This is a genomic window from Streptomyces paradoxus (assembly GCF_014202475.1).
GTDB classification, from domain to species: domain Bacteria; phylum Actinomycetota; class Actinomycetes; order Streptomycetales; family Streptomycetaceae; genus Streptomyces; species Streptomyces paradoxus.
The window spans coordinates 950,638-974,048 of record NZ_JACHGV010000001.1 but is presented as its reverse complement, the minus strand read 5'-3'; the positions used below and the strand labels follow the sequence as shown (position 1 = coordinate 974,048).

Sequence of the window (23,411 nt, the reverse complement as noted above, 5' to 3'; positions counted from 1 at the left end):
GCCCCCTGCCGCCCCCTTCCGCTTCGAAGGTATGGGCCGGATAAAGCCATCTCGTCGTGCTGTCCGGTGAAGTGACGGGGCCCGGACTCATCCCCATGGAGCGAGCCGTCTCCCCACTGGGGAGGAGGCCCGCGGACTGTGGTCCCTTACACCTATCGCCAGACATTCCGGGCTCCTCGGGTGTGTGGATCCTGAGCAGACGGTTGTGCCACGCGAAGACCGGTGAGTAATTTACGGGGCCGGGCAGTTGCCCGCGGCGGCCGTCGTGCCCACCCCCACGGGGCACGACGGCCGCTTTATCGTGAGCGGATGACGACGACATACGCGGCCCTGCTGCGCGGAATCAACGTGGGCGGCAGCAGGAAGGTCCCCATGGCGGATCTGCGCACGCTCCTGGCGGACCTCGGCCACAGGGACGTCCGCACGTACCTGCAGAGCGGCCAGGCCGTGTTCTCCTCCGGCCACGGCGGCGAGGAGACACTGGCCGGTGAGATCGCGCAGGCCATCGAGAAGCGCTTCGGCTTCGGCGTCGACGTGATCGTGCGCGACCACGCCTATCTGCGGGCCGTCGCCGACGCCTGCCCGTTCCCGGCCGCCGACCTGGAGCCCAAGCAGCTCCACCTCACCTACTTCTCGGCGCCCGTCACCCCCGACCGCTTCGCCGAGATCGACCAGGAGGCCTACCTCCCCGAGGAGTTCCGCCTCGGCGACCGGGCCCTGTACCTGTACGCCCCGAACGGCCTGGGCCGCTCCAAGCTGGCCGAGCACCTGGCGAAGCCGCGCATCAACAAGGGCGTGATCGCCACGACCCGCAACTGGAACACCGTCGTCAAGCTGGTGGAGATGACGGGTGTCTGAGCGCAACCCGGCCGTCGAGTCCGCGATGGAGGGCGAACTCGCCCTGCTCACCCCGGAGGTCCGCCGGTCGCCCGAGCGGGTCGGGGCGCTGCTGCACCCCGACTTCCACGAGTTCGGCGCCTCCGGCCGACACTGGAGCCGGGCCGCCATCATCGCCTCCCTGGCCGCCGCCACCGCCGAGCCCGGTGCCGATCCCGTCGCCGTCTCCGCTCTGAGAGGCGTGCAGCTCGCCCCGGACCTGGTCCACCTCACCTACGACACCCAGTACGACGGCAGCCGCGCACACCGCAGTTCGCTGTGGCGGCGCACGGAGGGCCGCTGGCTGCTCTACTTCCACCAGGCGACCCCGTTCAGCGCACGGGCAACCTGACCCGGCGGTTCCCCGGGGAGGGCGTGCACGGCGTCAGTCCGGCCCTCCGCTCCGGGGCCGGGCCGACCCGTGGGCCGTTCCCGTGAACGCGCCCGTCGCCCCCTGCGTACCTACGGACGGACGGCACGAGAACGGAGTCTCGCGAGAGGAATCGCACGGCCACCGACAGGAGCCCGCAGTCATGAGCGACACGAACCTCGTCTACACCTACGCGGTCCTGCGCCGCACCCCCGAGGCCGCGGCGGCCACGGCCCACCTGCGCGGTGTCGCCGGAGAGCCCATCCACCTGGTCGCCCCGGCCGTCAGCGGCCACCAGCTCGCCTTCGCCATCGGCCACGTCCCGCCCGCCGACTACGACGACATCCCCCTCCAGGCCCATCTCCACGACGTGGACTGGCTGGAGTCCACGGTCCGCACCCACCACGCCGTGGTGGCCGCCCTGGTCGCCTCCGGCGCCGCCGTGCTGCCCCTGCGCCTGGCCACCGTCTACCCTGACGTGGACCGCGCCCGGCAGGCCCTCGACACCCGCCGCGGCTACTTCCTCTCCCTCCTCGACCGCCTCACAGGACATGTCGAACTCGGCGTCAAGATCTATGCGGCCCCGGACATCACCCCGCCCGAGGCGGACCCGGAGCCCGCGCAGGACCCGGTCACCGGCCTCGGAGTGGGCCGCGCCTACCAGGTGATCCGCCGCCGCAGACAACGCAGGAACGAGGAGGCCTGGCGCACGGTCGCCCAGGCCGCGGCCCGCCTCACCGAAACGGCCGGCACCCTCGCCGTCGACCGCGTCGCCCACACCCCCGAACGCGGCAGCCTGTCGGGCTCGGCCCCCGGCACCAACGTCGCCAACGACGCCTACCTCGTCCCGGCCGACCGCGTCGTCGCCTTCCGCGCGGGCGTCCTCGCGGCCGCCCAGGGCGTCCCCGGCCTCCGCGTGGAGATCACCGGCCCCTGGGCCCCGTACTCCTTCGCCCTCCAACCGGAACCCCACGAGGAACCGGCGGCATGACGGTCAGCCCCTCCCGCTGAGGTATCAGGCGCTCACGGCCGACGCCAACGGCATCCGTGCAGCCTCGTACCGTTCCAGTACCACCCGTGCCACCTCCGGCGCCGGACCCAGGACGTCCGCCAGGACGTCCGCCTGTGCCGCGCCCCGGGCGATGCGGTCCGGGAGGAAGCCGGGGGCCAGGACGTACGGGGCGACGGCGACCCGGGAGCAGCCGAGCGCGCGCAGTTCGCGGACCGCGTCCTCGGTGCGGGGAAGGGATGCGGAGGCGAACGCAGGCCGCACGGCGCACCAGCCGGTGTGCCGCCACTCCCGCGCGATTTCTGCGATCACTGCGATCGCCTCCGGGTCGGTGGACCCCGCCGAGGCCAGGACGACCCCGGTCGAGGAGTTGTCGGCGGAGGTCAGACCCGCCTCGTACAGGCGTCGTTCCAGTGCCGCCGTGAGCAGGGGGGACGGGCCCAGGACGTCCGCCTGGTGGATGCGCAGCTGCGCGGGCGCGTTCGCGAGGACCGCGGGGATGTCCGCCTTCGCGTGGAACGCGCGGGTGAGGAGCAAGGGCAGGGCGACGACGTCGCGCACGCCCTGCACCGCCAGGGACTCCAGGACTCCCTGCACCGAGGGGACGTTGAAGTCCAGGAAGCCCGTCTCCACCCGTACGTCGGGGCGCGTCGCGCGCACCCGGCGTACCAGGGCGTGCACCGTCGCGGCATGGCGCGGGTCGCGGCTGCCGTGGGCGATGACGAGGAGGACGGGCTTGTTCGTCATAGGACTCAGTTCTTCACCAGCAGGCCGCGGCTGCGCAGCACCCACCGCTCCAGCGGGCTGAAGATCAGCAGGTCGATGGCGATGCCGACGACGAGGATCAGGAGGATCGCCTCGAACACCATGGCCATGTCGCTCGCGTTGCGCCCGTTCTCCAGCAGCTGGCCGAGGCCGACGCCGAGGTCGGGGAAGGACGCGATGATCTCGGCGGCCATCAGGGAGCGCCAGGAGAAGGCCCAGCCCTGCTTCAGGCCCGCCACGTAGCCGGGCAGGGCGGCGGGCAGGACGATGTGCCAGGTGCCCTTCAGGCCCGTGGCGCCGAGCGTGCGGCCCGCGCGCAGGAACAGCGGGGGCACCTGGTCGACGCCGGAGACCAGGCCGTTGGCGATCGAGGGGACCGCGCCGAGCAGGATCACCGCGTACATCATCGAGTTGTTCAGACCCAGCCAGATCACCGCCGGCGGCACCCAGGCGACCGACGGCAGGGACTGCAGGCCCGACAGGATCGGGCCGATCGCCGCGCGGACGAACTTCACCCGGGCCACGATCAGGCCCAGCGGCGTGCCGATCAGCAGGGCGAAGAGGAACCCGAGCAGACCGCGCGAGACGCTGGTCCAGATGTAGTCGAGCAACTCGCCCTGGAGCCACGCGGTCTGGACGACGTCCCACACCGCGGACGGCGCGGGCAGCTTGGTCGGGTCGTCGACGACCTTGAACGAGACGAGTGCCTGCCAGACCGCCAGCACCAGCGCGACGGCGAGGACGGGCGGCAGGATCTTCTCGGTGAAGGTCTGCCGGAACGGGGTCCGGCTCGTCTGCCGCGTCTCCAGCGCGTCGAGGCCCGCCTCCAGCCCGGCGAGATCGTTGCCGTCCTTCGCGACGGTCGTCGAATCAGTGCTGGCCATGACGGCGGATCTCCCCACGCAGTTCTTCGGTGATCTCGACGGACAGCTCCGCCACGGCGGTGTCCTCGATGCGGCGCGGATGCGGGATGCCGACCGTCCACTCACGCGCGATGCGCCCGGGACGGGACGACAGCAGCACCACGCGCTGCGCGAGCCGCACCGCTTCGCGGACGTTGTGTGTGACGAACAGGACGGACACCTGCGTCTCGCGCCAGATGCGGGTCAGCTCGTCGTGCAGCACGTCCCGTGTGATGGCGTCCAGCGCCGCGAACGGCTCGTCCATCAGCAGCAGCTTGCTCTCCTGCGCGAGCGCACGGGCCAGCGCGACGCGCTGGCGCATGCCGCCCGACAGCTCGTGCACCCGCTTGCCGTACGCGCCCTTCAGCCGCACCAGTTCGAGCAGCTCCTCGGCACGCTCCCGGCGCTCGGCCTTCGGCACGCCCCGCAGCTTCAGGGCGAGTTCGATGTTCTTGCCCGCGGTCAGCCACGGGAACAGCGCGTGCTCCTGGAACATCAGCGCCGGACGGCCGTCCGTGGCGATCTCGCCGGCGCTGGGGCGGTCCAGGCCCGCCACCAGGTTGAGCAGCGTGGACTTGCCGCAGCCCGAGGCCCCCAGGAGGGTGACGAACTCTCCGGGCGCGACATCGAGGGTGATGTCGTCCAGGACGAGCTGCTGCCCGGCGGGGCCCGCGAACGACTTCGACACGTGGTCGATCCGGGCGGCGTGCGTGGCCGACTCGGTGCCGTCGGCGGCCTTGGCGAGGGTCGTGGCCATGGTCGTCACCTCCTGGGAACTCTTCACAATGCGGCTTCGGGACGCGGGCTTACTTCACGCCGAGGCCGGCGTCGTCGACCGCGGGCTCGCCCTCGGCCTTCAGGACCTTGTTCAGCGGAACGAGGTCGTAGATGCCCTTCAGGTTCGGCTTCTCCAGCAGCCCCGCCTTCACCGCGTGCTCCGCCTCGGTGCTGAGGGTGGACGCCAGCGGGTCGTCGGTGAACCGGATCGACTTCCACGCCGGGTCCAGCACGTCGGCGGGCAGCGCCTTGCCGGTTTCCTGCTCCAGCAGCTTGTTCGCCGCTTCCTTCGCCGCGTCCGGGTTGGCGTTGATCCACTTGTTGGTCTCGACCGAGCCCTTGAGCACGGCCTCGACGACCTTCGGGTGCTCCTTGAGGAAGTCCTGACGCACGATGATGTTCGTGATCACGAACTTCTTGTCCGGCCACAGCGTCGACTCGTCGAGCAGCACCTTGCCGCCCTCGGCGACCAGCTTCGAGGCGGTCGGCTCCGGCACCCAGGCGCCGTCGATCGACCCGGCCTTGAAGGCGTCCGGGGTGACCTTGTTGTCGCTGCGGACGACCGTGACGTCGCCCTTGCCGCTCTGCGGGTCGACCTTCCAGCCCTGGTCCGCGGCCCAGTTGAGGAACGCCACGTCCTGCGTGTTGCCGAGCTGCGGAGTCGCGATCCGCTTGCCCTTGACGTCCTTCAGCGACTTGATCTTGTCCGGGTTGACCACGAGCTTCACGCCGCCGGACGCCGAACCGCCGATGATGCGCAGGTTCTTGCCCGCGGACTTGGTGTAGCCGTTGATCGCGGGGGAGGGGCCGATCCAGCCGATGTCGATGGACTTGGAGTTGAGCGCCTCGATCTCCGAGGGACCGGCGTTGAAGACGGCCGACTCGACCTTGGTGGCGCCGAGGGCCTTCTGGAAGAAGCCCTTCTGCATGCCCACCAGAGCGGTGCCGTGGGTGAGGTTGCCGAAGTAGCCGATCTTGACGGTGTCGAGACCGTCGATCTTCTTCGCCCCGGCGGCGACCTTGGCGGCGCCGTCGTCCTTGGCCTCGGAGCCGTAGCCGCAGGCGGCCAGGGTGAGCAGGGGAAGTGCGGCGATGACCGCGAAACCGCGGCGCAGAGCGGATGAAGCAGGCACGGGAGGTGGTCCTCTCGGAGGCCCGGCGGTCACGGTCTCTCAGGTCGTGGCCGGGAGGTCGGCAGGTTTTCGTCTACGGCGGTGGGGGGTGAGGGCGCGCAGGCAGTGCGCGTACGTCAGCGCACACATCGCGCCACTCCGCCCTGCCCGCTGCCGAGAGCACCGCTGCCGACGCGGCCGCCCTCCTTGGCGAACATCGAGTAGAAGTCGGGGAAGGTCATGTCAGAAGTCCCACCCGTCGTCCTCGGACTCGTCCTTGACCGGCTCCGGGGCCGCGAAGGACTCGCCGACCATGCCGGCGGTGAGGGTCTGGCCGTCGTTCGGGTCGATCAGGATGAAGGAGCCGGTGCGGCGCGAGTCGGCGTAGGAGTCGACCGGCAGCGGCTCGGCGGTGCGGACCTTCACCCGGCCGATGTCGTTGGCGACGAGCTGTCCCGGGTGCGGGTGCAGGGACAGGTCGTCGAGCGTGAGGCGGGACGGGATGTCCTTGACGATCGCCTTGACCGTGCGGGTGCCGTGCTTGAGGAGCACCCGGTGCCCGACCGTCAGCGGGGCGTCGGCCACGTGGCAGACGGTCGCCTCGATGTCCTGCGTGGTCGCGGGCGCGTCCTTGCTCGGCACGATCAGGTCGCCGCGCGAGATGTCGATGTCGTCCTCCAGCAGGAGGGTCACCGACTGCGTCGTCCAGGCCACGTCCACCGGCTCGCCCAGCAGGTCGATGCCGGAGATCTTCGAGGCGCGGCCCGACGGCAGCACCGTGACGGACTCGCCCACGCGGAAGGAACCGGCCGCGATCTGACCGGCGTAGCCCCGGTAGTCCGGGTGGTCCGCGTTCTGCGGGCGGATCACGTACTGCACGGGCAGCCGGGCGTGGCAGTGGCTCAGGTCGTGGCTGACCGGCACCGTCTCCAGGTGCTCCAGCACGGTCGGGCCGCCGTACCAGTCCATGTTCGCGGAAGGCTCCACCACGTTGTCGCCGACGAGCGCCGAGATCGGGATCGCGGTGACCTCCGGGACGCCCAGTTCGGTCGCGTACGCCGTGAACTCCTCGGCGATGGCCGCGAACACCGTCTCCTCGTAGCCGACGAGGTCCATCTTGTTGACGGCCAGGACCACGTGCGGCACGCGCAGCAGGGCGGCGATGGCCGCGTGCCGGCGGGTCTGCTCGACGACGCCGTTGCGGGCGTCGACCAGGATCACCGTCAGCTCGGCGGTGGACGCGCCGGTGACCATGTTGCGCGTGTACTGCACATGGCCGGGGGTGTCGGCGAGGATGAACCGCCGCAGGGGCGTGGCGAAGTAGCGGTACGCCACGTCGATGGTGATGCCCTGCTCCCGCTCGGCCCGCAGGCCGTCCGTCAGCAGCGCGAGGTCCGGTGCCTCCTGGCCGCGGCTCGCGGAGACGCGCTCCACGGCCTCCAGCTGGTCGGTCAGGACCGACTTGGAGTCGTGCAGCAGCCGCCCGACGAGGGTGGACTTGCCGTCGTCGACGGAGCCGGCGGTGGCGAACCGCAGAAGCGTCGTTTCCGCGAGTTCCTCGGTGGTGATCGTACTCATCTCTAGAAGTACCCCTCGCGCTTGCGGTCTTCCATCGCGGCCTCGGACATCTTGTCGTCGGCGCGGGTGGCGCCCCGCTCGGTGAGCCGGGAGGCGGCGATCTCCACGATCACCTTCTCGATGGTGTCGGCGTCGGAGTCCACCGCGCCGGTGCAGGACATGTCACCCACGGTCCGGTAGCGCACGAGCCGCTTCTCGACGGTCTCGCCGTCCTTCGGCCCGCCCCACTCGCCGGCGGTCAGCCACATGCCGCTGCGGGAGAACACCTCGCGCTCGTGCGCGTAGTAGATCTGCGGCAGCTCGATGCCCTCACGGGCGATGTACTGCCACACGTCCAGCTCGGTCCAGTTGGACAGCGGGAACACGCGGACGTGCTCGCCGGGCGCGTGCCGGCCGTTGTACAGGTTCCACAGCTCCGGGCGCTGACGGCGCGGGTCCCACTGGGAGAACTCGTCGCGCAGGGAGAACACCCGCTCCTTGGCCCGGGCCTTCTCCTCGTCGCGGCGCCCGCCGCCGAAGACGGCGTCGAACTTCTCCGCCTGGATCTTCTCGGTCAGCGGCAGCGTCTGCAGCGGGTTGCGGGTGCCGTCCGGGCGCTCCTTGAGGACACCGCGGTCGATGTAGTCCTGCACGGAGGCGACGTGCAGCCGCAGCCCGTGCTTCTCGACCGTGCGGTCGCGGTAGTCGAGGACCTCGGGGAAGTTGTGCCCGGTGTCCACGTGCAGCAGCGAGAACGGCACCGACGCCGGCCGGAAGGCCTTCAGCGCCAGGTGCAGCATGACGATGGAGTCCTTGCCGCCGGAGAAGAGGATCACCGGCCGCTCGAACTCGCCCGCCACCTCGCGGAAGATGTGCACGGCCTCGGACTCGAGGGCGTCGAGGTGCGACAGCGCGTACGGGCTGCCGGTCTCCTCGGAAACGGTGGCGACGGTCGTCATGCCAGTCCCCTTTCGGTCAGCAGGGCGAACACGGAAGCCGCGGACTCCTGCACGGTCTGGTTCTGCGACTCGATGCGCAGATCGGGCGACTCGGGCGCCTCGTACGGGTCGTCGACCCCGGTGAGCCCGGTGAGCTCGCCCGCGGCCTGCTTGGCGTACAGACCCTTCACGTCCCGCTCGCTGCACACCTCGACGGGCGTCGCGACATGCACCTCGACATAGCCGGTGCCGTTCGCCTGGTGGCGCTTGCGCACCGCCTCCCGGCTGTCCTGGTAGGGCGCGATGACCGGGACGAGGGCCAGCACGCCGTTGCGGGCGAGCAGTTCGGCGACGAAGCCGATGCGCTGCACGTTGGTGTGCCGGTCCTCGCGGCTGAAGCCGAGACCCGCCGAGAGGAACTCGCGGATCTCGTCGCCGTCGAGCACCTCGACCCGGTGGCCCTGCTCGCGGAGCCGGCCGGCCAGTTCGTAGGCGATCGTGGTCTTGCCGGCGCTCGGCAGACCCGTGAGCCAGACGGTGGCTCCGGTCGTCACGTCACTCTCCTGAATCGTCGTCGTCATCCGTGCAGCCCGCACTCGGTCTTGCTGCGGCCCGCCCAGCGGCCGGCGCGCGCGTCCTCGCCCTCCAGGACCCGGCGGGTGCAGGGTGCGCAGCCGACGGAGGCGTAGCCGTCCATCAGCAGCGGGTTCGTCAGCACGCCGTGTTCGGTGACGTAGGCGTCCACGTCGTCCTGCGTCCAGCGGGCGATCGGCGAGATCTTGACCTTCTGCCGCTTCTCGTCCCACCCGACCACCGGGGTGTTCGCCCGGGTCGGGGACTCGTCGCGGCGCAGACCGGTCGCCCAGGCCTGGTAGTCCTTCAGGCCCTCTTCCAGCGGCTGGACCTTGCGCAGCTTGCAGCACAGGTCGGGGTTGCGGTCGTGCAGCTTCGGGCCGTGCTCCGCGTCCTGCTCGGCGACCGTCTGGACCGGGGTGAGCGTGATGAGGTTGACGTCCATCACGGCCTCGACCGCGTCGCGGGTGCCGATGGTCTCCTCGAAGTGGTAGCCCGTGTCGAGGAAGACCACGTCGACGCCGGGCATGGCGCGGGCGGCGAGGTGGGCGACCACCGCGTCCTCCATGGAGGAGGTCACGCAGAATCGCTTGCCGAACGTCTTCGCCGCCCACTGGAGGATCTCCAGCGCGGAGGCGCCTTCAAGATCGCGGCCCGCCTGCTCGGCGAGCTGCTTCAGGTCCTCGGTGGTGCGCTCTTCCTGAGCGGTCGTCATATCTGTGCCCCTCCGGAATCGGATCGCTTCGCTCCCCGGGACAGCAGCCCGAGGAACTTCAGCTGAAAGGCCCGGCTGCACGCCGCGCATTCCCACGCGCCGTGCCTGCCCTCCGCGGCCTCGCTCGGACGCAGGTCCTCGTCGCCGCAGTAGGGGCAGTAGAAGGGCGCGGCCCGCTCGCTCACGACAGGGCCTCCTCACTGGCCCGCGCCGCCCAGGCGGCGAACCGCTCGCCGTCCTCGCGCTCGGCCTGGAACCGCTTCAGGACGCGCTCGACGTAGTCGGGCAGTTCCTCGGAGGTGACCTTCAGACCGCGGACCTTGCGGCCGAAACCGGCCTCCAGGCCCAGGGCGCCGCCCAGGTGCACCTGGTAGCCCTCGACCTGCTCGCCCTGGTCGTTGAGCATGAGCTGGCCCTTGAGACCGATGTCCGCGACCTGGATACGGGCGCAGGCGTTCGGGCAGCCGTTGAGGTTGATGGTGAGCGGCTCGTCGAAGTCCGGCAGACGGCGCTCCAGTTCGTCGATCAGCTGCGAGCCGCGCTGCTTGGTCTCGACGATGGCGAGCTTGCAGAATTCGATGCCGGTGCAGGCCATGGTGCCGCGCCGGAACGTGGAGGGCCGGGCGGTGAGGTCGAGCGCCTCCAGGGCCTCGACGAGCGAGTCGACCTGGTTCTCCTCGACGTCGAGGACGATCATCTTCTGCTCGACGGTGGTGCGCACCCGGCCCGAGCCGTGGGCCTCGGCGAGGTCGGCGATCTTCGTGATCGTCGCGCCGTCGACGCGTCCCACGCGCGGGGCGAAACCGACGTAGAACCGGCCGTCCTTCTGCCGGTGCACACCGATGTGGTCGCGCCACAGCTGGGACGGCTGCTCCGGGGCGGGCCCGTCCACCAGCTTGCGCTTGAGGTACTCGTCCTCCAGGACCTGCCGGAACTTCTCGGCGCCCCAGTCGGCGACGAGGAACTTCAGGCGGGCGCGGGTGCGCAGCCGGCGGTAGCCGTAGTCACGGAAGATCGAGATGACGCCCTCGTAGACGTCCGGCACGTCGTCGATCGACACCCAGGTGCCCAGCCGCACGCCCAGCTTGGGGTTGGTGGACAGGCCGCCGCCGACCCACACGTCGAAACCGGGGCCGTGCTCGGGGTGCCGGACGCCGACGAACGCGACGTCGTTGATCTCGTGCACCACGTCCAGTACCGGCGAGCCCGAGATCGCGGTCTTGAACTTGCGGGGGAGGTTCGAGTACGCCGGGTTGTTCAGGACGCGGCGCTTCATCTCCTCCAGCGCCGGGGTGGCGTCGATGATCTCGTCCTCGGCGATGCCCGCCACCGGTGAGCCGATCATCACACGCGGGGTGTCGCCGCAGGCGGTGACCGTCGACAGGCCCACGCCCTCCAGCCGGTTCCAGATCTCGGGGACGTCCTCGATGCGGATCCAGTGGTACTGCACGTTCTGCCGGTCCGTGATGTCGGCGGTGCCGCGCGCGAACTCCTGCGAGATCTCACCGATGACCCGCAGCTGCCGCGTGGTCAGTGCCCCGCCGTCGATCCGGACGCGCAGCATGAAGTACTCGTCGTCCAGCTCCTCCGGCTCCAGGATCGCCGTCTTGCCGCCGTCGATGCCGGGCTTGCGCTGGGTGTACAGCCCCCACCAGCGCATCCGGCCGCGCAGGTCGTTGGGGTCGATCGAGTGGAAGCCCCGCTTGGAGTAGATCGTCTCAATGCGTGTCCGCACATTGAGACCGTCGTCGTCCTTCTTGAACTGCTCGTTGCCGTTCAGCGGGGTGTGGTGCCCCACGGCCCACTGACCCTCACCGCGGTGACGGCTCACCTTGCGGCGGGGAGTCGCGGCAGCAGGGTTCTGCGGGGTGGCGGCCATGGTTGATACGTCCTTCGGGACAGGCGGGAAAGCGGCTCTGACCTGCGCGCGCGGGCGCATGGGCATAGGGCGCGTCATTGCGCGGGGAGTGAGGCAGGAAAGAAGAATGTCGGGCGCGGGCTGAGTACGCTCAGTGCGCCGGACAGATGGCGCTGGACATGCGGCCGAGGTCGACGTGCCGCCGACTCACCAAGGCAATTCCAGTTCCAGACATGACGGAAGCGTGTCACGGCGATCTGGACACAGTCCAGCTTCGTCCAAGATGCGGACACCCTTGTCTCGCACAGCAAGACAAGGGTGTTGTAGGTCACATCGGGTGCTCCCGAGGTGTCCGTCCAGGTCAGACGAGGAACGCCCCAGGCCACGGTCCCGGAACGGCGGCCTCCGCCTCCTCCTCGACCTTGGTGTCGAACAGCTTGAAGCCCCGCCGCAGGTAGTTGTCCATCGCGTGCTCGCCGTCCTTGCTGCACGTGTGCAGCCACACCCGCTTCGTCGGCGCCAGTCCCGCCCAGCGGTCCGCGAGGTCCCAGGCCCGGGCCGTGCCGTACGACAGCAGGTGCCCGCCGATGCGCCGGCCCCGGAAAGAGGGGAGCAGCCCGAAGTAGACGATCTCCACGACCGCGTCGTCCTGCGCCTCCAGCTCCACGTACCCCGCGGGCGTGCCCCGGTCGTAGGCCACCCATGTCTCCACGCCGGGCCGCTCCAGGTGCTCCACCCAGCGTGCGTACGGCCAGCCGAGCCGGTCCGTCCAGAGGATGTCGCCGCCCACCGACGCGTACAGGAACCGGCTGAACTCGGGCGAGGGCACCTCGGAGCGGACGACCCGGACGTCCCCGTCCGGCGCGACGGCCGGCAGCAGGTCGGTCGGGGCGGTCTGCTCCAGGGACCAGGTGGTCACGGCGATGGAGGTCATGCGGGCCAGAAAATCATCCGACCCGCTCATCTGTCGATCGGCCCCGGGCCCGGCGGGCCGCTCCGGTCAGCCCAGCGCCCGGTCGATCGACGTCAGCGGCAGCGCGAACAGCATCCGCCCCGACTGGGACCAGACCTCGCCGGTCTCCTCCCAGTAGGACAGGGAACCCGACCGGCCGCTCCAGCAGTGCCGCGTCTCGTCCGTGCCGCACTCCGTCGCCCGTGCGCCGTCCGCGTCCTGGCGCCACAGCGTGCCGTGCCCGCCCGGGCTGCCCGACGCGCGGTCCAGGTACCAGCCGGTGCGGTGGGCCAGCACGCCCCGCACGTCGGCCGTCTTCGTCTCATACGCCTCGACCGGGTCCGCGTCCCCGGAGGAGTCGGTGGCGAGCAGCCCGGAGCGGGCCGGGTCCCGGCTCAGGGCGTAGCGCCACAGCCGGGTGTGCCGGTCGCCGTCCGCGGGTACCCACTCGCTCGCGACCAGACTGTCGGGGGAGGTGCTGCGGTCCAGCGAGACGCTGGCCGGGCGGGCCGCGTCGTCCCCGCCGGGCAGCGTGTACGAGCCGACGGCCGGCAGTACGAACCGGGAGCCGTGGGCCGCCCAGCCGCCCCGCACCCGGCCCACCGCGTCGGACTCGACGGTGGCGCGCTGGATGCGGTCCATGTCGTACACGTACAGCGCGTCCCGGTCGCCCTCGCGGGTCGTCACCAGCAGCTTGTCCTGGTACCAGACCATGCCGGACAGCGGGGAGACCAGCCCCCGGTAGTCCCGCCCGCCGTCCACCGGGACGGCCAGCAGGGCCCAGGTGTAGCGCAGCGCGCCGGGGTCGTTCGCGTCGACGAAGGCGACCTTGGCCAGGCCCTGCCCGGGGGCCGGACCGTCCAGGGAGCCGCCCTCGGCGCCCCGGGTCCAGCCGGACAGGATCACGCGGTTCGCGCCCCAGCGGCCGTCGTCGTCCGCGTCGCCCGAGGTCGTGACCGCGCCGGCCCGCCAGCCCCGGGTGCCGGAGCCGCCGAAGCAGTACGCGCGGGTGGCCGCCGGTTCCACCGGCAGGCTGTGCTTCTCGGGGGCCGGGCAGTCCGCCGCCTGCCGCAGTGGGACGTCGGCGCTGTCCAGTACCGTGCCGACGCCGACGGGCCGGCCCATCTCCGACGCGAGCCGGTCCAGCCACCGCCCGGGCACCCGGTGCTCGGCCAGCGGCAACCGGCCGGCGCCGTCGGACGCGGAGACCGGCTTGAGAGCCCCGGGGGCGTCGGCGACGGTGGCCTGCGAGGCGCTGATCAGGGTGGCGGCGGCGGTGAGCGCGAGAGCCGTCCCGGCCAGGGTCGCGCGCAGCGCCCTGCCCCGCCTGCGCCGCCGGTGTCTGCCGCGATGCTTCATAACGTCCTCCCGAGACGGGCCAACTGCGCCTGTTGATCCGCACGTTGACGGAGGAGCAGGTGGGGTGGCCCGTAGAGGGATGCTACGGCAGGTGAGGGGCGCGCGGGACGAAGACCCCGTAAATATGCGAAAGATGCACCCCTCGCGGCGGCTTGTACGGCACGCGCGGTGAACCTCAGGGCGCAGCTGCGGACCTGCGCCGCCCGCTCACGCCCGGTGCGGTCGAGTGCGGCAGGAGATCACGCGGGTCGTCCGGGAGCAGCACCTCGACCTCGGCGTCCTCGGCGAACCGGTACGGCCGGTGCTCCAGAAACGCCCCCAGATACCGCCGCACCCGGGACATCTCGGCACGCACCGTCACCGTGCGGGCCGGATCACCGAACACGTCCCCGGCCAGGCCCGAGGCACTGCGGCCGGAGCGGTGCACGGCGAGCAGATACAGCAACTCCGCGTGCCGCGGACTCAGTTCCCGGGTCCAGGAGCCCGCCCCGCCGAGCACCTCCACCGACCAGCGCCGCGCCTGCCTGAGGTCCAGCACGATCCGGGCCGGACCGCGCGGCACCGGCTCGTCGTCGGCCGCCCGCACCAGCCAGCCCCCCGCCACCGGCTCCACCGAGCACAGCCCGAGCGCCGGCAGCCATCTCGGGCCCGCCGACAGCGACTTCGGCAGGGCGACGCGCCGCGCGTACGGCATCCCGCTGACCGCGGCGGTCCAGCCGTCCGGGTCGACGACCAGGGCACGGCCGCCGGTCCGGGCCAGCACCGGCGCCGCCACCGCGCGCAGCCGCTCCAGCGACTCCGTGTGCATCTCCCGCAGCCGGGCCTCGGCGAGCCGGGCCACCGAACCGACCCAGGCGAGCGTGGCCGGATGCATCGTCTCCAGAGGGCCGCTCACGTCCACCACGCCGAGCAGCCGGCCGTCCCGCGGATCCGTCAGGGGAGCGCCCGCGCAGGTCCAGCCGGCCTGGGAGCGCACGAAGTGCTCGGAGGCGAAGACCTGCACGGGCCGGCGCACCACGGCCGGGGTGCCCAGACCGTTCGTGCCGACGACGTCCTCACGCCAGTCCGCGCCGAGTTCAAAACCCAGTCCGTCGGCCTTGCGCAGCACCGGCGGGCTGCCCTCGCGCCACAGCACCCGGCCCTCCTCGTCGGTCACCACCATGATGTGGTGGGCGACGTCCGCGGCCGCCAGCAGCCCCTCCCGCATCACCGGCAGCACATGGCGCAAAACCGACGTCTCGCGCCGCCGCTGCACCTCCTCGCGGGGCAGCGGATCCGCCCGGACGTCGTGGTCCGGATCCACACCGCTGCGCATCATCCGCTCCCAGGACCGCTCGATCACCGGCCGCGGCGCCACCGGAGCGGGCTGCCCGGCCAGCCGCGCCGAGCGGACCTGCTGGAGAACCCGGGCCGCGCGCGTGCTGTCGACGGCTGCCAAGTGCGTGACGTCCATACGCGTGCGCCCCCCGGAATCGCTTTCTTCCTGTGTTTCTCATAGTGCCCTCTGCCCGGGTGGCGCGCGCAGACTCCGCACACAGTCAGCAGCAAGTTGCAACCCCCTGCAACCCTGGTGGACAGCCCGGCCGTGTCCGAAACTTGAGCGGCGCCGTCCCGAGCGGCGTTCAGCGGCTCGAACGGGCCAGTGCGGCGGGGGTGGTGCCGTGTCGGCGCAGCACCACCCTCGCTCCTTCGCGCACGCGCGCGAGGGCCCGCCGGATCAGCACACCGGCCGCGCCCGCTCCACCACCGACGCAAGGTCCAGCGTGTGCGGCAGCGTCCCGAAGGCGGCGCCGCCGTCGCCGCCGAGCCGCCCCGCGCAGAACGCGTCGGCGACCTGCGGCGGCGCGAAACGGACCAGCAGCGAACCCTGGAGCACCAGCGCGAGCCGCTCCGCCAGCCGTCGCGCCCGCCCCTCCACGCCCTCCAGATCGGCGAGTTCGGTCAGCAGGTCCTTGATCGCCCCGTCGAGGCGGTGATCGGCGCCCCGCGCCTGCCCTACTTCCCGCAGATACGCGTCCAGCGCGCCCGGCTCCCGCCGCAACGCCCGCAGCACGTCGAGCGCCTGGACGTTGCCCGCGCCCTCCCAGATCGAGTTGAGCGGCGACTCGCGCACCAGCCGCGGCATCGGGGACTCCTCCACGTACCCGTTGCCCCCGAGGCACTCCGCCGCCTCCACCGCGAGGGGCGGGCACCGCTTGGTCACCCAGTACTTGGCGGCCGGCACCGCGATCCGCAGCAGCGCCCGCTCCTGCTCGCCGCCGTCGTCGTAGGCCGCCGCGAGCCGCAGCGCCAGCGTCGTCGCCGCCTCCGACTCCAGCGCCAGGTCGGCGAGGACGTTGCGCATGAGCGGCTTGTCGACGAGCTTCCCGCCGAACGCCTCGCGGTACGAGCAGTGGTGCACCGCCTGCGCCACCGCCTGCCGCATCAGCCCGGCCGAGCCGAGCACGCAGTCGAGCCGGGTCGACGCGACCATCTCGATGATGGTGCGCACCCCGCGCCCCTCCTCACCGACCCGGCGCGCCCAGGTCCCGTCGAACTCGACCTCGGCGGAGGCGTTCGACCGGTTGCCCAGCTTCTCCTTGAGCCGCTGGATCCGGAACACGTTGCGCGTGCCGTCCCGCAGCACCCTCGGCACCAGGAAGCAGGTCAGCCCGTGCGGAGCCTGCGCCAGCACCAGGAAACCGTCGGACATGGGCGCCGAGCAGAACCACTTGTGGCCGGTCAGTTCGTACGTACCGTCCTCGGTCAGGGGCCGCGCCGACGTGCGGTTGGCCCGCACGTCACTGCCGCCCTGCTTCTCCGTCATCCCCATCCCGAACAGCGCCCCGGCCTTGAGGTGCGCCGGCCGCAGCTCCTGGTCGTAGACCATGGACGTCAGCCGCGGTTCCCACTCGGCGGCCAGGTCCGGGTCGGTGCGCAGGGCGGGCACCGCGGCGTGCGTCATCGACAGCGGGCAGCCGTTGCCGGCCTCGACCTGCGTCCACAGCACGAAGGCGGCGGCCCGCCGCAGGTGCCCGGCCGGCCGGTCCCACGCCGCCGTCAGACCCGCGGAGACGCCCTTGCCGAGCAGCCGGTGCCAGGACGGGTGAAACTCGACCTCGTCGGCGCGGTTGCCGTACCGGTCGTGCGTGAGCAGCCGCGGCGGGTTCTCGTTGGCCAGCCTGCCCCAGTCCTGCACCTGCGCCGAGCCGGAGGTGCTGCCCAGCGCCGTCAGCTCGCCGAGGACCTCCTCGCGCAGGTCCGGATCCAGATGCCGGGCGACCGCGTCGGCCAGGGCCCGGTCGGCGGAGAAGACGTCGTACCCGACCAGCGGCGGGACCTGGTTCGTCACGGTGTGCGTGCTGCCTGCCATGGTGCGAAAGTACCCCGCGGTAGCAGCCTGGTCACCAGCGAACCCGGCCCGGTCCGCGAAGACCCGGCCTGTGGGTGAGTGGGGCCGGTCACGGCGGATACCGTTAGGGGGTGCAGCCAGCAAGTGAAACCCCCGACACACCCTCCGGGCGCCTCCACCGGGCGCGAGCCCTCTACCGGAACGTCTCCAAGCGCAGGACCGCCTGGCTGCTGCTCAAGGACACCGTCAACTCCTGCGTCGAGTACCGCATCCTGGGCCTCGCCGCCGAGGCCGCGTTCTTCACCCTGCTGTCCGTGCCGCCGCTGCTGCTCAGCATGATCGGACTGCTCGGCTACGTCGACGCCTGGACCGGCGCCGACACCATCCAGAGCCTCCAGACCAACCTCCTGGAGGCCTCCCGCACCGTCCTGTCCGACCAGGGCGTCCGCGAGATCGCCCAGCCGATCCTGCACGACGTGATGAAGGGCGGCCGGCCCGACGTCATCTCCATCGGCTTCCTGTTCGCCCTGTGGTCGGGCTCCCGCGCGGTGAACGTCTTCATCGACACCATCACCGTGATGTACGGCCTCGACGGAGTCCGCGGCATCGTCAAGACCCGCCTGCTGGCCTTCCTGCTGTTCATCGTGGCCCTGCTGATCGGCTCGGTCGCCCTGCCGCTGATGGTCGCGGGGCCGGACGCCGTGGTGCGGATCGTCCCGTGGTCGACGACGCTCGTGCAGGTCCTGTACTGGCCCACGGTGATCCTCCTGTCGATCGCCTTCCTGACGACGCTGTACCACGTGTCCGTCCCGGTCCGGTCCCCGTGGATCGAGGACGTGCCCGGCGCGCTGGTCGCCCTCGGCATGTGGGTGCTCGGCAGCTTCCTGCTGCGGATCTACCTGACCAGCACCGTCGAGGGCCCCACGATCTACGGCTCCCTCGCCGCGCCCGTCGCCGTGCTGCTGTGGATCGGTGTGTCCGCGTTCGCCGTGCTCGTCGGGGCCGCGGTCAACGCCGCCATCGACCGGGTCTGGCCGGCCGCCGCCACGGCCGCGGCCCGCGAGGCCAACGAGCGGCTGCGGCAGGCCCAGGTCGCCGAGTACGTGGCCCGCGCCAGCGCCGCGGGCGAGGCCGACCCGGACATGCCCTCCGAGTTCCCGGAACGCTGGTCCCGCTTCCTGCCGCCGGAAGACGTGTCGGCCCGGCTGCGCACCCACGTGAAGAGCACCCACGTGAAGCACACCCACGTGAAGAGCACCCAGGTCAACGGGGAGGGGCCCCCGCCCGAGGACCAGTGACGGCCGCCGGGTTCTCAGGCCTTCCAGGTCCCGGCCGCGGCCTCCTCGCGAACGAAGTCGCCGAAGTCCCGGGGCGCGCGGCCCAGGACCTCCCGCACACCGTCCGAGAGGTGCGCGTTGCGGCCGTCGAGCAGCGTGCCGAAGATCTCCGTCATCCCGGCCACCTCCTCCGGCGGCACCCCGAACCCGGCCAGCGCCTCGCCGTAGTCCCGGGTCGAGACGGCCCGGTACGTCAGCGGGCGCCCCGTCGCCCCGGCGATCTCCGCGACCGCCTCCCCGAAGGTCAGCAGCCGGCCCCCGGAGAGGGTGAGGGTCCGCCCCACGTACCGGTCGCCGGAAGTCAGCACGCTCACCACCACGTCCGCGATGTCCCGCACGTCGAGGAACGGCTCGCGCACCTCGTCGGCCGGGAACACCAGCTCGCCGCGCTCCCGCAGCTCCGCCACCAGCGGCCCCTCGCTGAAGTTCTGCGCGAACCAGGCCGCCCGCACGACCGTCCAGTCCGCCCCCGAGGCGCGCAGGGCCTCCTCCGTGGGCAGGGCCTGGTCCTCGCCCCGCGCGGACAGCAGAACCAGCCGCCGCACCCCGAGCCCGGCCGCCTCCCGCGCGAGCGCGCCGACCACCTCCGCGGCCCCCGGGGCGCCGACGTCCGAGGGGTGGGCGAGGTAGGCCGCGTCGGCGCCCCGCAGGGCGTCCGCCCAGGTCGAGGCGTCCCACCAGTCGAAGCCCGTCGCCCGCGAAGCCGCCCGGACCGTGAGCCCGGCCGCCTCGGCGGCCCGCGCCACCCGGCTCCCGGTACGCCCCGTGGCGCCCGTCACCACCACCGTCGTGACCTGCGTGTTCCGTGCACTGTTCCGTGCCGTGTTCTCCGCTGTGTTCGTCATACGGTCGAGTCAACTGCCCTGCGCCGCACGGAACCATCGCTGAACGGCTCATTCCCATACGCCCGCGTCTACGCTGGCCGCATGGACGCTCTCGCCGGTCTGCTGGAGGGGCCCCGCGCACGGGGCGCGTTCATGATCAGGGCCTGTTTCGACCCGCCGTGGGCGGTGCGCGTGGAGGACCGGGCCCCGCTCACCGTGATGCTCGTCGTCCGCGGCGAGGCATGGATCGTGCCCGACCGGGGCGAGCGGACGAGGCTGCGGGCCGGGGACCTCGCGATCGCCCGCGGCCCGGACCCGTACACCTGCGCGGACGACCCCGGGACGCCTCCGCAGGCGGTGATCCTGCCGCACCAGGAGTGCCGCTACCCCGACGGACGGCCCCTCAACGGCTCCATGGACCTGGGCGTGCGCACCTGGGGCGACCGGTCCGACGGGGACACCGTGATGCTGATCGGCACCTACCCGATGCGCGGCGAGGTCGGCGGACGGCTGCTGGACGCCCTGCCGCCGCTTCTCAGCCTCCCGTCCGACGTGTGGGACTGCCCGCTCACGCCGTACGTCGCCGAGGAGATCGTCCGGGACGAGCCGGGGCAGGAGGTCGTCCTGGACCGGCTGCTGGACCTGCTCGTCATCGCCGCGCTGCGGGCCTGGTTCGCACGCCCCGAGGCGGAGGCCCCGGCCTGGTACCGGGCCCTCGCCGACCCGGTCGTCGGCGGCGTGCTGCGCCTGCTCCAGGACGACCCGGCCCATCCCTGGACCGTCGCCGCGCTCGCCGCCAAGGCCGGGGTGTCCCGAGCCGCGCTGGCCCGCCGCTTCACCGCCCTGGTGGGCGAACCCCCGATGACCTACCTGACCGGCTGGCGCCTCGCCCTCGCCGCCGACCGCCTGCGCGACACCGGCGACACCCTCGACGCGGTGGCCCGCAGGGTCGGCTACGGCAGCGCGTTCGCCCTGTCGACGGCGTTCAAGCGGGCGTACGGGGTGAGCCCCGTGGAGTACCGGGGGCGGGCGGCGTAGCGGCACTCGCACCGGCACCGATCCTCGCGTCTGTCGCCGGGCCGCGGCGTAGCCTGGCCTTCGTGTACGAGGAGCGGGCGTCGCGGCTGCCCGGGGCCGTCGTGTGGACCAACACCCCGACGCGGCCCGGGGCGGGGCGGGTCCTGCCCGACGGGTGCATGGATCTGCTGTGGCACGACGGGCGGCTGATGGTCGCCGGTCCCGACACCCGCGCGTATCTCCCGGACGGTGTGACCGGCCCCTGGGCAGGCATCCGCTTCTACCCGGGCACGGCCCCGGCGCTCCTGGGCGTTCCGGCGCACGAACTGCGCGACCGGCGCGTCGAGCTCGCGGACCTGTGGCCGGCCGCGCAGGTGCGGCGCCTGTCCGGCCGTGTGAACGCGGCCCCCGACCCGGCGAGCGGCCTGGAGGAGCTGGCGCTGCGGCAGGCGGCCGGTGCCGAGCCGCCCGACCCGCTGCTCCGGCAGATCGTCACCGCCCTCGGCGCGGGCCGTCCGGTCGCCGCCACCGCCGACGAACTCGGCCTGGGCGCACGCCGGTTGCACCGCCGTTCGCTGTCCGCCTTCGGCTACGGCCCCAAGACACTGGCCCGTATCCTGCGGCTGCACCGCGCTCTCTCACTGGCCCGGGCCGGTGTGCCCTTCGCGGAGACGGCCGCCCGGGCCGGTTACGCCGACCAGGCCCATCTGGCCCGCGATGTGAGGGAGTTGGCAGGTCTGCCGCTGGGTGAGCTACTCGGCCGCGGTGGCTAGCGGGGCGAACAGGTCCACCCCGTTGCCGTCCGGGTCGTCCACCACGGCGTACCGCTGCCCCCAGAAGGCGTCCCACGGCTTGAGCTCGCCGTGATACCCCGAGCTGACCAGCTCCTCGTACAGCGCGTCCACCTCCTCCGGGCTGTCGCAGCGCAGGGCCAGCGAGGTCCTGCCCCCGCCCGCGGGCGGCTGCCAGCCGGGCAGGAACGAGCGGACCGTCTCCTCGGTGTCGAGCAACAGCCGCAGCCCGCCGGGCAGTCCGGCCTCGGCGTGCGGCTGGTCCTCGGCACCGTCCGGGAAGGCGAACCCGATCCGGCGGTAGAACGCGACGGAGGCGGCCATGTCGGAGACGACCAGGCCGATGGCATCGAATCGTGCAGTCATGGAGCCACCGTAGGCAGGACCGCACCGCCCGGTCTTGAAGAAAACGGACGCCCCGTGCCGGACGCCCGTGTCGGACCCCCGTGTCGGACGCCCCGTGCCGGACGCCCGAGGTGCCCGCCGGCTGCGCCCGACCCGAAAATTTCGGTCGCCACACGGCCCTCCCGTCGGCCCCGGCCCGGGCGGGTCCCCGGCGGCCCGTCTCCGGCCGGGACACCGCCGTACCGCGTGTGAACCGTCCCAGGGCGGTCCGGGGACGCCGGCAGGGCTCGCCGCGGATGCCGCCGGCCCGTGAGGCTGTGCCGTGCCAGACGAGACGAGCCGCCCCAGGGGAAACCCGCCGGGGGACGGCGGTTCGGAAAGGACAACCGCATGAGCATGCGCAATCGGGCCGTGGCGATGATGACGGCCGTGGTGCTGGGGGCCGGGGGGACCGGTATCGCCCTGGCTCCGTCGGCGAACGCCGCACCCGCCTACTTCGGCATCGACGGCAAGGGCGCTGTGGCCAACGACTGGGAGGACGAGGAGAACCTCGGCGTCGACGCCTACGCCCGGGGCAACGCCATCGCCCTGTGGGAGACCGTGCTGTGGGCGGACGGCGCCCAGTGGGAGGACGACGAGGGCGAGTGGCAGCCCTTCAGGAAGAGCCAGATCGACGGCTCGTTCGGGCCGGAGACCGAGTCGGCCACACAGTGGTGGCAGGACCGGCACAACCTCCCCGAGACCGACGGCACCGTCGTCAGCGAGAGCTGGGACTTCGCCCAGACCCGGCTGCAGGGCCAGCCGGGCAACATCGTCCAATACAAGGGCCTCGTGCGGAACGTCAACTTCAAGCGCGTGGGCGGCAAGTACCAGGTGAAGCTGAAGAACGTCGGGCCGTGGAAGTACGCCCACTACCGCACGCTGGGCTGAGCCGCACCACCGCCGGGGGAGCGGCCGGCCGTGACGGTCATCCGCTCCCCACCGGCAGCATCCACAACAGCCCGGCCAGCAGCACGACGATGACCCCGAAGGACACCAGGGCCGCCGCCCGCCAGCGCCGGTACTCGGCACCGGCCGGCGGCGCGTCCGCCATCGGCCCCGCGGGCCCGGCCGCCACCGGCACCCCGTGGGGCCACGTCGTGTCGGCGAGATCCCACAGCGCCAGCAGCCGCGCCTGGTCGGCCCCCGCCACCCGGCACAGCGCCTGCACCGCCCCCCGCGGCGGCTGCTTGGCCCCGCTGAGATACCGCTGCCACGACGACTTGCTGTAAGCGGTCCGCCGGGCCAGCTCGGCGAGGCTCAGACCCGTCCGGTCCTTCAGGGCCCGCAGCTGCTCGACGAGGTGCCGCGCCTCCCTCGGCAGTACGTCCGGAAGCGGCCGCCAGCGTGTCATGGTCGTCCCCCCACTGCTCGCCGCCGCCCCGCCCCCGGACACCGGCCCCTCCCCACCGCACCGTTCGACGCCGGCCCGTCCCGGCCAGTTCCCCCCGATGGCGGGCGCGCGACGCGTACCAGGGGTGTGCGGCAGACGTCCGTGCGACCGCGGGCCACCGCCCCGCGCGCCCCGCCTCCGTCAGGCGCCGTCCGGCACCGCGGGCCGCATCGCTACCGCGTCGACCTCGAACAGCATCCCCTGCAGCGCCAGCGAGGCGACCCCGCTCAGCGTCTGCGCGGGAAGCCGCTCCCCGAAGCGGGCGTGCAGGGCCTTGCCCAGGATCTCCAGCCTGCCTGGGTCGTGGTCCACGATGAACGTGCCGAGCCGTACGACGTGTTCGTAGCCGAGGCCGACCCCCTCCAAGGCCGACCGCAGCCGGTCGAAGGCCAGTTCCACCTGCGCTGCGAAGTCACCCGCCACCGGCGCGCCGGTGGCGTCCGAGGCGTACTGACCGCCGATGAAGACGGTTTCACCGGGTGCCGACACGGCGTGGCTGTATCCGAAGGGCGTGGGGTCGTGGAGTGTGGGCGGGTTGCTGATCGTGCGCGAGTCGCGCGTCATGACCGGC

The 23,411-nt window shown here is 72.2% G+C and carries 26 protein-coding genes; 7 read left to right on the top strand and 19 right to left on the bottom strand.

Annotated elements, in window-relative coordinates:
- Window positions 1-309 precede the first annotated feature (309 nt).
- The 3 genes from HNR57_RS04355 (at window position 310) to HNR57_RS04345 (ending at window position 2,237) form a co-directional block, all read left to right on the top strand.
- Complete coding sequence (locus HNR57_RS04355) at window positions 310-858, top strand: DUF1697 domain-containing protein (protein WP_184556064.1); 549 nt, start codon at window positions 310-312, stop codon at window positions 856-858.
- The gene (locus HNR57_RS04350; protein ID WP_184556061.1) at window positions 851-1,228 is read left to right on the top strand and encodes a nuclear transport factor 2 family protein; all 378 of its coding nucleotides are present in this window, start codon (window positions 851-853) and stop codon (window positions 1,226-1,228) included. The genes HNR57_RS04355 and HNR57_RS04350 overlap by 8 nt, the downstream gene beginning before the upstream one ends.
- A gap of 181 nt (window positions 1,229-1,409) precedes the next feature.
- Window positions 1,410-2,237: a GvpL/GvpF family gas vesicle protein gene (locus tag HNR57_RS04345; RefSeq protein ID WP_184556058.1), complete on the top strand. Its 828-nt coding sequence runs from the start codon at window positions 1,410-1,412 to the stop codon at window positions 2,235-2,237.
- Window positions 2,238-2,261: 24 nt separating this feature from the next.
- On the opposite strand, the gene HNR57_RS04340 is transcribed toward HNR57_RS04345, so the two are convergent.
- From HNR57_RS04340 to HNR57_RS04270, 15 genes are all read right to left on the bottom strand, one after another.
- Window positions 2,262-3,002 carry a sirohydrochlorin chelatase gene (locus HNR57_RS04340; protein WP_184556055.1) on the bottom strand — a complete coding sequence of 247 codons (741 nt, stop codon included), beginning with the start codon at window positions 3,000-3,002 and terminating at the stop codon, window positions 2,262-2,264.
- A 5-nt stretch (window positions 3,003-3,007) separates the two neighbouring features.
- A complete protein-coding gene (locus HNR57_RS04335; protein WP_184556052.1) occupies window positions 3,008-3,904 on the bottom strand; it encodes an ABC transporter permease in 897 nt (298 codons plus the stop codon).
- Window positions 3,891-4,679, bottom strand: a complete 789-nt coding sequence (locus HNR57_RS04330; RefSeq protein WP_184556049.1) for an ABC transporter ATP-binding protein — start codon at window positions 4,677-4,679, stop codon at window positions 3,891-3,893. The genes HNR57_RS04335 and HNR57_RS04330 overlap by 14 nt, the downstream gene beginning before the upstream one ends.
- 49 nt (window positions 4,680-4,728) lie before the next feature.
- Complete coding sequence (locus HNR57_RS04325) at window positions 4,729-5,832, bottom strand: aliphatic sulfonate ABC transporter substrate-binding protein (RefSeq protein WP_184556046.1); 1,104 nt, start codon at window positions 5,830-5,832, stop codon at window positions 4,729-4,731.
- 222 nt (window positions 5,833-6,054) lie between these two features.
- The gene (locus HNR57_RS04315; protein ID WP_184556040.1) at window positions 6,055-7,389 is read right to left on the bottom strand and encodes a sulfate adenylyltransferase subunit 1; all 1,335 of its coding nucleotides are present in this window, start codon (window positions 7,387-7,389) and stop codon (window positions 6,055-6,057) included.
- Between the two features lie 2 nt (window positions 7,390-7,391).
- Window positions 7,392-8,327 (bottom strand): sulfate adenylyltransferase subunit CysD, encoded by a 936-nt coding sequence (gene cysD / locus HNR57_RS04310; protein ID WP_033306738.1) that lies wholly within the window; start codon window positions 8,325-8,327, stop codon window positions 7,392-7,394.
- Window positions 8,324-8,860: an adenylyl-sulfate kinase gene (gene cysC / locus HNR57_RS04305; protein ID WP_184556037.1), complete on the bottom strand. Its 537-nt coding sequence runs from the start codon at window positions 8,858-8,860 to the stop codon at window positions 8,324-8,326. The genes cysD and cysC overlap by 4 nt, the downstream gene beginning before the upstream one ends.
- Before the next feature lie 23 nt (window positions 8,861-8,883).
- On the bottom strand, window positions 8,884-9,594 hold the full coding sequence (locus tag HNR57_RS04300) for a phosphoadenylyl-sulfate reductase (protein ID WP_184556035.1): 711 nt from the start codon (window positions 9,592-9,594) through the stop codon (window positions 8,884-8,886).
- Window positions 9,591-9,779 carry a hypothetical protein gene (locus HNR57_RS04295; RefSeq protein ID WP_184556032.1) on the bottom strand — a complete coding sequence of 63 codons (189 nt, stop codon included), beginning with the start codon at window positions 9,777-9,779 and terminating at the stop codon, window positions 9,591-9,593. Before HNR57_RS04295 ends, HNR57_RS04300 begins: the two co-directional genes overlap by 4 nt.
- Complete coding sequence (locus HNR57_RS04290; protein WP_184556029.1) at window positions 9,776-11,473, bottom strand: nitrite/sulfite reductase; 1,698 nt, start codon at window positions 11,471-11,473, stop codon at window positions 9,776-9,778. The genes HNR57_RS04295 and HNR57_RS04290 overlap by 4 nt, the downstream gene beginning before the upstream one ends.
- 130 nt (window positions 11,474-11,603) lie before the next feature.
- Window positions 11,604-11,687 carry a putative leader peptide gene (locus HNR57_RS40540; RefSeq protein WP_311241247.1) on the bottom strand — a complete coding sequence of 28 codons (84 nt, stop codon included), beginning with the start codon at window positions 11,685-11,687 and terminating at the stop codon, window positions 11,604-11,606.
- Between the two features lie 126 nt (window positions 11,688-11,813).
- Entirely contained in the window at window positions 11,814-12,386 is a 573-nt protein-coding gene (locus HNR57_RS04285; RefSeq protein WP_184556026.1) for a GNAT family N-acetyltransferase, read from the bottom strand.
- A 66-nt stretch (window positions 12,387-12,452) separates the two neighbouring features.
- Window positions 12,453-13,763: a hypothetical protein gene (locus tag HNR57_RS04280; protein WP_184556023.1), complete on the bottom strand. Its 1,311-nt coding sequence runs from the start codon at window positions 13,761-13,763 to the stop codon at window positions 12,453-12,455.
- A 175-nt stretch (window positions 13,764-13,938) separates the two neighbouring features.
- Window positions 13,939-15,216 carry a GAF domain-containing protein gene (locus tag HNR57_RS04275; RefSeq protein ID WP_184556020.1) on the bottom strand — a complete coding sequence of 426 codons (1,278 nt, stop codon included), beginning with the start codon at window positions 15,214-15,216 and terminating at the stop codon, window positions 13,939-13,941.
- A gap of 264 nt (window positions 15,217-15,480) precedes the next feature.
- Entirely contained in the window at window positions 15,481-17,115 is a 1,635-nt protein-coding gene (locus HNR57_RS04270) for an acyl-CoA dehydrogenase family protein (protein WP_184556017.1), read from the bottom strand.
- A 110-nt stretch (window positions 17,116-17,225) separates the two neighbouring features.
- Between HNR57_RS04270 and HNR57_RS04265 the strand changes: the two genes are divergently transcribed.
- A complete protein-coding gene (locus HNR57_RS04265; RefSeq protein ID WP_184556014.1) occupies window positions 17,226-18,392 on the top strand; it encodes a YihY/virulence factor BrkB family protein in 1,167 nt (388 codons plus the stop codon).
- Between the two features lie 14 nt (window positions 18,393-18,406).
- Here HNR57_RS04265 and HNR57_RS04260 read toward each other — a convergent pair whose 3' ends face one another.
- Complete coding sequence (locus tag HNR57_RS04260) at window positions 18,407-19,276, bottom strand: NmrA family NAD(P)-binding protein (RefSeq protein WP_184556011.1); 870 nt, start codon at window positions 19,274-19,276, stop codon at window positions 18,407-18,409.
- Window positions 19,277-19,357: 81 nt separating this feature from the next.
- Here HNR57_RS04260 and HNR57_RS04255 point away from each other — a divergent pair, with 81 nt between their 5' ends.
- A complete protein-coding gene (locus HNR57_RS04255) occupies window positions 19,358-20,293 on the top strand; it encodes an AraC family transcriptional regulator (protein WP_184556008.1) in 936 nt (311 codons plus the stop codon).
- A gap of 62 nt (window positions 20,294-20,355) precedes the next feature.
- On the top strand, window positions 20,356-21,045 hold the full coding sequence (locus HNR57_RS04250; protein WP_184556005.1) for a helix-turn-helix domain-containing protein: 690 nt from the start codon (window positions 20,356-20,358) through the stop codon (window positions 21,043-21,045).
- On the opposite strand, the gene HNR57_RS04245 is transcribed toward HNR57_RS04250, so the two are convergent.
- On the bottom strand, window positions 21,025-21,429 hold the full coding sequence (locus tag HNR57_RS04245; RefSeq protein ID WP_184556002.1) for a VOC family protein: 405 nt from the start codon (window positions 21,427-21,429) through the stop codon (window positions 21,025-21,027). The two genes, HNR57_RS04250 and HNR57_RS04245, sit on opposite strands and share 21 nt — an antisense overlap.
- Window positions 21,430-21,798: 369 nt before the next feature.
- On the opposite strand from HNR57_RS04245, the gene HNR57_RS04240 reads away from it, so the two are divergent.
- Window positions 21,799-22,338 carry a peptidoglycan-binding domain-containing protein gene (locus HNR57_RS04240; protein WP_184555999.1) on the top strand — a complete coding sequence of 180 codons (540 nt, stop codon included), beginning with the start codon at window positions 21,799-21,801 and terminating at the stop codon, window positions 22,336-22,338.
- Between the two features lie 37 nt (window positions 22,339-22,375).
- Here HNR57_RS04240 and HNR57_RS04235 read toward each other — a convergent pair whose 3' ends face one another.
- A complete protein-coding gene (locus HNR57_RS04235; RefSeq protein ID WP_184555997.1) occupies window positions 22,376-22,801 on the bottom strand; it encodes a helix-turn-helix domain-containing protein in 426 nt (141 codons plus the stop codon).
- A gap of 180 nt (window positions 22,802-22,981) precedes the next feature.
- Window positions 22,982-23,404: a RidA family protein gene (locus HNR57_RS04230; RefSeq protein WP_184555994.1), complete on the bottom strand. Its 423-nt coding sequence runs from the start codon at window positions 23,402-23,404 to the stop codon at window positions 22,982-22,984.
- Window positions 23,405-23,411: the final 7 nt, after the last annotated feature.